Source organism: Limnobaculum eriocheiris, assembly GCF_021010575.1.
Lineage (GTDB): Bacteria > Pseudomonadota > Gammaproteobacteria > Enterobacterales > Enterobacteriaceae > Limnobaculum > Limnobaculum eriocheiris.
The window spans coordinates 1-8,541 of the sequence record NZ_JAJNAG010000072.1 but is presented as its reverse complement, the minus strand read 5'-3'; the positions used below and the strand labels follow the sequence as shown (position 1 = coordinate 8,541).

The 8,541-nt window shown below is 42.5% G+C and carries 10 protein-coding genes and 2 tRNA genes; 6 read left to right on the top strand and 6 right to left on the bottom strand.

Going from position 1 to position 8,541, the window contains the following annotated elements; genetic code table 11:
* On the top strand, positions 1 to 110 hold a 110-nt coding region (locus tag LPW36_RS17110; RefSeq protein WP_230608631.1), incomplete at its 5' end, for an IS1 family transposase.
* A gap of 74 nt (positions 111 to 184) precedes the next feature.
* Here the strand turns inward: LPW36_RS17110 and LPW36_RS17105 are convergent.
* Positions 185 to 835 carry an inovirus Gp2 family protein gene (locus LPW36_RS17105; protein ID WP_230611764.1) on the bottom strand — a complete coding sequence of 217 codons (651 nt, stop codon included), beginning with the start codon at positions 833 to 835 and terminating at the stop codon, positions 185 to 187.
* A gap of 368 nt (positions 836 to 1,203) precedes the next feature.
* Here LPW36_RS17105 and LPW36_RS17100 point away from each other — a divergent pair, with 368 nt between their 5' ends.
* Together LPW36_RS17100 and radC are read left to right on the top strand one after the other, a co-directional pair.
* The gene (locus LPW36_RS17100; RefSeq protein WP_230611762.1) at positions 1,204 to 1,860 is read left to right on the top strand and encodes an EcsC family protein; all 657 of its coding nucleotides are present in this window, start codon (positions 1,204 to 1,206) and stop codon (positions 1,858 to 1,860) included.
* 109 nt (positions 1,861 to 1,969) lie between these two features.
* Positions 1,970 to 2,422 carry a RadC family protein gene (radC, locus tag LPW36_RS17095; protein ID WP_230611765.1) on the top strand — a complete coding sequence of 151 codons (453 nt, stop codon included), beginning with the start codon at positions 1,970 to 1,972 and terminating at the stop codon, positions 2,420 to 2,422.
* 317 nt (positions 2,423 to 2,739) lie between these two features.
* Here the strand turns inward: radC and LPW36_RS17090 are convergent.
* Both LPW36_RS17090 and dnaQ read right to left on the bottom strand, forming a co-directional pair.
* A tRNA-Asp gene (locus LPW36_RS17090) sits at positions 2,740 to 2,816 on the bottom strand.
* A gap of 115 nt (positions 2,817 to 2,931) precedes the next feature.
* Positions 2,932 to 3,696 (bottom strand): DNA polymerase III subunit epsilon, encoded by a 765-nt coding sequence (dnaQ, locus tag LPW36_RS17085; RefSeq protein WP_230611760.1) that lies wholly within the window; start codon positions 3,694 to 3,696, stop codon positions 2,932 to 2,934.
* Positions 3,697 to 3,744: 48 nt separating this feature from the next.
* Here dnaQ and rnhA point away from each other — a divergent pair, with 48 nt between their 5' ends.
* Positions 3,745 to 4,221, top strand: a complete 477-nt coding sequence (gene rnhA, locus LPW36_RS17080; RefSeq protein WP_230611757.1) for a ribonuclease HI — start codon at positions 3,745 to 3,747, stop codon at positions 4,219 to 4,221.
* Positions 4,222 to 4,224: 3 nt separating this feature from the next.
* Here rnhA and LPW36_RS17075 read toward each other — a convergent pair whose 3' ends face one another.
* Positions 4,225 to 4,947 carry a class I SAM-dependent methyltransferase gene (locus tag LPW36_RS17075; protein WP_230611755.1) on the bottom strand — a complete coding sequence of 241 codons (723 nt, stop codon included), beginning with the start codon at positions 4,945 to 4,947 and terminating at the stop codon, positions 4,225 to 4,227.
* A 48-nt stretch (positions 4,948 to 4,995) separates the two neighbouring features.
* Between LPW36_RS17075 and gloB the strand changes: the two genes are divergently transcribed.
* Together gloB and mltD are read left to right on the top strand one after the other, a co-directional pair.
* A complete protein-coding gene (gene gloB / locus LPW36_RS17070) occupies positions 4,996 to 5,751 on the top strand; it encodes a hydroxyacylglutathione hydrolase (RefSeq protein ID WP_230611752.1) in 756 nt (251 codons plus the stop codon).
* Between the two features lie 73 nt (positions 5,752 to 5,824).
* Complete coding sequence (gene mltD / locus LPW36_RS17065) at positions 5,825 to 7,372, top strand: murein transglycosylase D (RefSeq protein ID WP_230611750.1); 1,548 nt, start codon at positions 5,825 to 5,827, stop codon at positions 7,370 to 7,372.
* 23 nt (positions 7,373 to 7,395) lie between these two features.
* Here the strand turns inward: mltD and LPW36_RS17060 are convergent, their stop codons facing one another.
* Entirely contained in the window at positions 7,396 to 8,184 is a 789-nt protein-coding gene (locus LPW36_RS17060; RefSeq protein ID WP_230611747.1) for an endonuclease/exonuclease/phosphatase family protein, read from the bottom strand.
* Positions 8,185 to 8,418: 234 nt separating this feature from the next.
* Positions 8,419 to 8,495 (bottom strand) — tRNA-Asp (locus LPW36_RS17055).
* Between the last annotated feature and the right edge of the window lie 46 nt (positions 8,496 to 8,541).

Sequence of the window (8,541 nt, the reverse complement as noted above, 5' to 3'; positions counted from 1 at the left end):
TGCGAACCCATCTTAAACGGTTGACCCGCAAGACTATCTGCTTCTCAAAGTCAGAAGAAATGCACGATAAGATCATCGGATGGTATCTGACGATCAATCATTACCACTAAATCTGCGTCACGACCCATAAACCAGCTACTCCTACATACGATAGGTTAATGCGATAAAAAATTAAATTACAGTCTCATCGACTACACCCAAAGTTACGTTCCCCGTCTCCATACAGCTTCGTTCTTCCTTTCAGCATATAACTAATGCGAGCTATCAGCTCTTGATAAACACCATCTTCCATCAACTTATTAGCATTCAGGTAATAACAGGGACGTTCAGGAAACTGTGCCAGAAAATGATGTTGTTCACCACTGACTCCGAGTGCACTCATCCAGGCCTGTCGAATAGTCAACGCTAAAGCACAACCGTATTGGCTGTAAGGACCCAGTCGATAATATGCATCTTTGTTCAACAGTAACAACACGTGGTAGTGCTTCTTACCGTTTTTAGGACCAAACTCCCTCACCCACGCATAACGCAATGAACAGGGATGAACCCGCTTTCCTTCCATCTTTTTCCTGTTTAAGTCAGCTTTAATCTTGGCTTTTAATGAGTCAATAAAGCGGGAAATAACGGCATGGTCTACCGAAGCTGAAGTATCGTCAGGAATATGCAGGTCTACTCTTATCGCCAGCGTTCTGGGATGTTCATTTAAGGCTTTTTCGAGAACGTTTTCTATGCTATCCAACCAATCGTGGTTATATTCCCCATAGCGCTCCTCCAGCTTGGAAATAATAGTTTTTGTATCTTGTCTTACCTGTGGTAAAGAAATCTCGATATTCATAACGTATACCCTATTTAAAATAATGGAATGAAATAGAGTTGGAATATATGACTATGTATAATAACTATAATAACAACCCGACAATTTAATTACGTTAAAAAGTCAATTTTACTAATGGTTTTTATTAAAATTTAATTTATTAATTCATTATTCCACTCTGGAATTAATTCATATTATAGGGCAGAGAAAGTAAGAAAATACGTATCTCACCAAGATGCTGAACCAATTTTTTTCAAACATAAATCATCACTACGACAACACCATCTAATATGGTGCTGTGTGCTTATTTGCCAATCAAGATTGCTTCATTTCGCTTATTTGGCCTTCCCTATCCGACCCTTCGTAATTTATGTTAAGGAAAATACCTTATGTCACTTCTCGCATCCCGACTCCACTCAGCACACTCTATCCAAAACGCATTGGACTGGGCCTATGACAAAGCCTTAAACGGTATGGCCGGTTTAGATTCAGCTCAGGAACTGGCTGATTCCTACTTATCAGAAAGTGATAATCTGCTCGATAATGTTAATGCTCTTATTCGCTGGCAAAACGCCAAGGCTGGAGTCAGCGGTTTTCTGACTGGATTAGGTGGGATGATAACGCTGCCTGTCGCTATTCCCGCCAATATTACCAGCATTATATTTATTCAAGTCAGAATGGCCGCAGCCATTGCGTATATGGGAGGACACGATCCCAGAGATGAGAAAGTCAAAACGTTCATTTACTTATGTCTATGTGGAAATGTTTCTAAAGACATACTGAAAGGGATTGGTATTAAGGTAACCGGGACTGTTTTAAATAAGCTTTCAGCAGAAGTGGTTAATGACATTAGCTTGTCAGTTAGTACCCGCTTCTTATCTCAACTGGGGCAACGAAGCAGTGTGAATCTGGTTAAATTTATTCCCTTTGCAGGAGGTTTGGTTAGCGGTCTGTTTGACAGTGTTTCTACCAATATCGTCGGTAATATAGCCAGAGATATCTTTATTCAATCAGAGATAAATCCCATGCTAATTCAAAATAAATGAATCCTGTATATCAACACCTTTAACTCTTCAGCCAATAGAAACAGGCTCACCAGCAATGGTTGAGCCTGTTTTTACTGTTTTGTTTCCACCGATTATTGAGAGTACGACTATGCAAGATAAAGTACGCGAAAAACGCATCATCAATATGGCATTACAACTATTAGAAAAGCAGATAAAAGTCAGGCCTTACTCTTTTACTTCATCAACCCAGACCAGAGACTATCTGCGCTTACAGTTGGAACGATTAGAAAAAGAAGTATTTATGGTTTTATACCTGGATAATCAGCATCGTCTTATCTCCAGTGATATAACAGCCATCGGTACCATTAGTGAAGCATCAGTGTATCCCAGAGAGATTGTTAAAGAATCGCTTACGTTCAATGCCGCTGCCGTTATACTTGCACATAATCATCCCTCCGGGGTTGCAGAACCTAGCCAGGCAGATCGCGCACTTACTGATAAATTGAAAGAAATTTTATCGCTGGTCGAAATAAAATTATTGGACCATTTTGTCGTTGGTCATGGAGAACTGGTATCATTTGCTGAAAGGGGATGGCTTTAAAACATAGGCAGAAGATTGAAAGACATCTTCCTTCCCTATCCTCCATTACAAATCACCTTCACGATTATCTTCTTACATGATGCGTCTGTTATTTTTGGTGAGCACGTTCATTTTTATGCACAATGCACGCAGAACATGATGTATTGATAAAGATCCGGAAATGATGACTGCACTGTAACAATATTCAAAAGAAATAATTGTCCGATTACTACTAATTGATTTCAAATAAAGCCAAACAACAATGGCATACTGGATGGCATACCCAAAAATCACAAAAATAAAAAGCCCATGTTAATTAATAACATGGGCCTAAATAGTGGCGGAACGGACGGGACTCGAACCCGCGACCCCCTGCGTGACAGGCAGGTATTCTAACCAACTGAACTACCGCTCCACATTGCTTTCATAAGAAAGCGGGATGATAGTAAGGTTCCCAGTGTCACGAGTCAATGAATTTTTGCTAAAACAGATTCAACTGCACATAAATTCAACGAAGTGCTTAAAAATGATTAATTTACCGTCTCGCCATCAGCCGCCGGACGCCAAAGACAAACGCCGCCTTTCTTACCGATCAGATCCAGACGAGCCTCGTGCGCTTCAACTTCTTTTTCACTGGCGTAGATGACTTTTAATGCGCTTTCTGCACGCACTACGCGTTGGATTTCTGCGCCCCGGCTCTGAGATTGCGTTTCACCCTCCATAGAAAATGACAGAGAAGTCTGCCCACCGGTCATGGTCAGATAAACTTCCGCCAGAATCTCGGCATCCAGTAAAGCGCCGTGCAGCGTTCTGCGGCTATTATCTATATCCAGGCGGCTACAGAGTGCGTCCAAACTGTTGCGCTTGCCCGGGAACATCTTACGGGCCATCATTAATGAGTCAGTCACCGTACAAAACGACTCTACTTTGGGATAATCGCTGCGCAACATGCGAAACTCATGATCCATAAAGCCAACGTCGAACGATGCGTTATGGATTACCAGCTCGGCACCATTGATAAAATCAAAGAAATCGTCGGCGATTTCAGCAAACGTTGGCTTATCCGCCAGAAATTCATCGCTGATACCGTGAACACCATAGGCTTCCGGATCCACCAGACGATCAGGTTTGATGTACACATGAAAATGTCTGCCAGTCAAACGACGGTTAATCACTTCAACCGCACCGATTTCAATAATCCGGTGACCTTCATAGTGCACGCCGACCATGTTCATACCGGTGGTTTCGGTATCAAGAACAATCTGTCGTGTAATTTCAGTGCTTATTGATTCCATTTTGTGTCAGACTTACCGTTTTAAACTTTAATGACGAGTCTACCAGATATGCTTAAACAGGTAGAGATATTCACCGATGGCTCTTGTCTGGGAAATCCAGGATCGGGAGGTTATGGTGCTATTTTACGCTATAAACAGCATGAGAAAACCCTTAGTGCAGGATATTTCCTTACCACCAATAACCGTATGGAACTATTAGCGGCAATTACCGCGTTAGAATCCCTGACGGCTTCTTGCCAGGTCTCGCTCAGTACAGATAGCCAATATGTGCGGCAAGGGATCATGAGCTGGATCCACAACTGGAAAAAACGCGGCTGGAAAACCGCAGATAAAAAACCGGTTAAAAATGTCGATTTATGGCAACGACTCGATCTGGCAATTACCCACCACAACGTTGAATGGCACTGGGTTAAAGGTCATGCCGGACACGAAGAAAATGAACGTTGTGATCAACTGGCTCGTACAGCGGCAGAACACCCAACATTAACGGATGAGGGTTACACCCCTGATAATAAACAGGCCTGACGATTAATCACCATTATGCATATTTTTAGTCGCCCCTACGGCCCCCGACCGCACTCGAAACCGCTTTTTAAAAGCCAAAAGCGGATTCATGGTTAACGGAATGGTTCGTTTACGGGCAACAATCAAAGTCTGACAGCCAAAAGCGGGAATATGCGAACTGAGAAAACCTTCACACAAGCCATTCCAGGGCATGTTCTGAAAACTGGTATGTTGCAACACTTCATAATTAAGCAGACTAAGCCAATCAATCATACGCATTCTGGTGAACATTCTACTGGTATAAGGATGCTTTCTCCTTACTACCGGAATGAGTTTACCCACACCAACCAGACTAAAAGGATTAAACCCACTAACGATTAGCCAACCGTCATCAACTAAAACTCTGTCCACTTCACGTAGAATACGGTGTGGATCTTCTGAATAGGCCAGAGTATCTGCCAGCAGGCAAGCATCTATAGACTTATCTAAAAAAGGAAGATTCAGGCTATCCGCATAAACCTGAATATTATTACCTGACTCTGAAGCGTTAACATGATGAGCAACTTGGCATTTGCCGGTATCAATTTCAGCGCTAAGATTTCCCAATTTCAGCAAATGAAGACCAAATAGTTTTGGCCACCAGGGTTCTAACTGTTGTTCCAGCGCGCGACGATAAGCATTACCATAAGATAAATCATTCCAAGATGCTGGCGATGTTACAATCTTCTCTATTCGGGCAGCTCTCATGACGTATTATCTCTTCTATAATATGAAACTAATCATCAGGGGACCATTATGCATCTTATCAGTATTCCCGCCTTTCAGGACAATTACATTTGGCTGCTAACTACTAAAGAACAAACGGGTATTATTGTCGATCCAGGCGAAGCTTTACCGGTTATCCAACAGTTAGAGCAAAAGCAAATAGTACCCACGGCAATTCTTTTAACCCATCACCATAATGACCATACGGGCGGTGTCACTGATTTGATTAGACATTATCCTGAGCTAAAAGTTTATGGTCCACAAGAAACGCAGAATAAAGGGGCGCAGTTTATTGTAAAAGAAGGCGATAATGTGGATATCAATGGTATAACTTTCAACGTCATCGACGTTCCCGGTCATACCGCCGGACATGTGGCATTCTATTGTTCCCCTTATCTGTTTTGTGGAGACACACTCTTCTCTGCCGGATGTGGACGAATTTTTGAAGGTACCGCTGAGCAAATGTATCAATCAATACAGAAATTAGCCACCCTGCCCGACACGACAAAAGTGTGCTGCGCTCACGAATATACAATTTCAAATTTACGTTTTGCAAATTATGTTTTACCAGAAAATATCGAAATAGAAACATATTTGAAACATATAGAGGGTATAAGGTCAAAAGGTCAGCCTTCTGTACCAACCGAGCTAAAATTTGAAAGAATAATTAACTTATTTCTTAAATGTCATCAGATTGATTTAAAAAGAAAGTTAGGCCTGGATGATCCAACTATACAACCCTGGCAAGTTTTTAAGCAATTAAGAGAGATGAAAGACAATTATTAACGCTTTTGATTGAGTTATTTAGTCAGCCAAAGTATTATCGGTCGACTTTTAATCAACGATGATATTGATATTCATGAAGGCAAAAGCGATCTTATTTGTTTCTGTATTGCTTGTCGGTTGCCAGGCCTCCAATAAGGATGCTTCCCAATCCGCAAGCAATCAGAACCCTCCTTCAGCCAATAGCCTCGCTGCTGCAGGCGATCTCGACTGGCTAATGGGCCCTGATGGTCAAACAGAGAGAGAGCTGTGGCAAGTCGTCAGTGAAGGGCTGGAAATGGATATCCCGGATAACGAGCGTATCCGTGAACAAAAAGAGTATTACCTCAATAATAAGGACTATCTCCAAAATGTAACATTACGGGCCGAACCCTATATGTACTGGATCATCAGCCAGATTAAAGATCGTCATTTGCCGATGGAACTGGTGCTATTACCTATTGTAGAGAGTGCTTTTAATCCTCATGCTACCTCATCAGCCAGCGCTGCTGGTATATGGCAATTTATTCCTACCACTGGCCGTTATTATGGTCTGAAACAAGATAAATGGTATGACGGACGTCGTGATGTTGCAGAATCCACAACCGCCGCACTGGATATGTTAGAACGTCTGAACATCATGTTTGAGGGTGACTGGCTACAGGCTATTGCCGCATATAACTGTGGTGAAGGTCGGGTTATGCGTGCCATAAAGGAAAATGAAGCCAAAGGATTACCTACCGACTATTGGTCATTGAATTTACCGCGTGAAACCCAGCTCTATGTGCCGAAGTTACTTGCACTGAGCGATATGGTTAAGCATAACGAGCGCTACGCTCTATCGCTACCAAGCAGTAATTTAGATCGCGCTTTAACCCGCGTTGAGGTTGGTCAGCAAATTGAACTGGCCCAGGCCGCTAAAATGTCAGGCGTGCCATTAACCAAGCTGCAAACATATAATGCTGGTTATAAGCATAATGTCACCTCACCAGATGGCCCCCATGCCATTATGTTACCTGCTTCTAATGCCAAACAGCTTGAAGAGTCATTAAACAATGGTGATATTGATCTGGTTAACTGGGGTGAACATAAAGTCGTTAACGGGGAAACTATTGAGATATTGGCCAGACGTTACGGTATTACTGTGGATTCTATCCGCCAGGCAAACAATCTAACCGCTCAGGTTAGTGCTGGTCAGGTAATCACCTTACCCATTTCCGGTGAATATATTAGCCAGATCGCGACCCAACAAACGCAGATCGCAAACAACAATAGCAGGTCCGTATCAACAGTTAGATATACCGTGCGTGCGGGAGACACGCTGGCTTCTATTGCTAAACGCTATAATGTTAAGTCCAGTGATATACAAAGCAGGAATAAGCTTGGCAAAAACAGCAAGCTGAAAGCAGGTCTGTCATTGCAATTGGCCAGCAATAGTGCAGGTAATAAGTCTGGCAACGTCAAAAATACCAGCATTGCCAAAAACAATAACCACAGTATCACCTATCGCATTCGCAAAGGTGATTCATTAGCCAGCATAGCCAAACGTCACAATGTAAATATTAATGATGTATTGAAGTGGAATAGCAAAGTAACAGCTAACAGACTCCAGCCAGGCAATACGCTAACACTATATAAACCTTAATGTCGCCTCTCCACGCTAGCCTGTTATGGGTTAGCGTGGAATCTTACCAAAAGCGGATTATGATCCGATGCCTGCGTCACTAAAACAGAAGCCTCTTCCACTTTTAATCCCCGATAAAAAATAAAATCCAGCGGTCGGCCAAATGCTTTTTTCCGCCAGTCATCTGAGAAACGTACTTCTTGTAATCCGGTTAGCGTAGAAAACCGATACAGTGAATGCAGACGCTGTCTGCTCCAGGCATTAAAATCACCGGCTAATATTACCGGCCCTTTGTGCTGTAAAATCTGTTCTCCAATAGGTTTTAATTGCTGTTGATAAATATCAACACCAATACTGAAATTAACCGCATGAATATTGGCTACCATCAACTGTCGTCCATCATCCAATGGATATACCGTCACCAGAGCCGATTTAGACAGCCGCAATAGGGGCTCTCTTTCGCGCAAAGGGCAACAATAGATTGGGTTAGCCGAAGCTAGCGTCATAACGCCTGAAGAGTATTGAGGCATGACAATGGCTGGTACCTGATCGGCTGCCAAATAGTTAGAGGTAGCAAAGTTAATTAACTCAGGCGTTGTCTGCGCTTCCTGCAATAAGACCAGTTGACTTTCCAGACCATGCTTTTTAAGCACATTAAGCCAGTTTGCTCGCTGTTGCTTAAAGATATTCCACACCATAACGCTTAAGGCACCATTAGTCGGTAATGCCTGTAATGGCGCTATAGTTTGGCTTAGCTCCCCCATTATGCCGGGAAAAATACGCTCTGCAGGCGAGCCAGCCGAGTACCTCATTGCAAAATTCTTTTTTCGCACGGTTAAAGCCTATGGTTATAAACGCAGTCCTTGCAATGACAAATTCGAATTTACGTCTCAACAAAACGGATGCTTCAGGTTGTTATAGGGATTAAATAGCAGAAACTCAATGACAAACAGAGAATAAAAACGTAAATATTAGTTATCATGCTTATCATATCACGCTAAATAAGTTTAGCGTGGAGAAATAACCATAGCAAAAAGGCCTGCATAAGCAGGCCTTTCATATTTAAGTGGCGGAACGGACGGGACTCGAACCCGCGACCCCCTGCGTGACAGGCAGGTATTCTAACCAACTGAACTACCGCTCCACCGATTCTTTTTCATTACAAGAACAAATCATCTTGTAATCTATAT

What these genes read in the sequence shown, in the direction of transcription:
- LPW36_RS17105 (WP_230611764.1), bottom strand. Translation starts at nt 835, where the DNA reads ATGAATATCGAGATTTCTTTACCACAGGTAAGACAAGATACAAAAACT.
- LPW36_RS17100 (WP_230611762.1), top strand. Translation starts at nt 1,204, where the DNA reads ATGTCACTTCTCGCATCCCGACTCCACTCAGCACACTCTATCCAAAAC.
- radC (WP_230611765.1), top strand. Translation starts at nt 1,970, where the DNA reads ATGCAAGATAAAGTACGCGAAAAACGCATCATCAATATGGCATTACAA.
- dnaQ (WP_230611760.1), bottom strand. Translation starts at nt 3,696, where the DNA reads ATGGAATCAATAAGCACTGAAATTACACGACAGATTGTTCTTGATACC.
- rnhA (WP_230611757.1), top strand. Translation starts at nt 3,745, where the DNA reads ATGCTTAAACAGGTAGAGATATTCACCGATGGCTCTTGTCTGGGAAAT.
- LPW36_RS17075 (WP_230611755.1), bottom strand. Translation starts at nt 4,947, where the DNA reads ATGAGAGCTGCCCGAATAGAGAAGATTGTAACATCGCCAGCATCTTGG.
- gloB (WP_230611752.1), top strand. Translation starts at nt 4,996, where the DNA reads ATGCATCTTATCAGTATTCCCGCCTTTCAGGACAATTACATTTGGCTG.
- mltD (WP_230611750.1), top strand. Translation starts at nt 5,825, where the DNA reads ATGAAGGCAAAAGCGATCTTATTTGTTTCTGTATTGCTTGTCGGTTGC.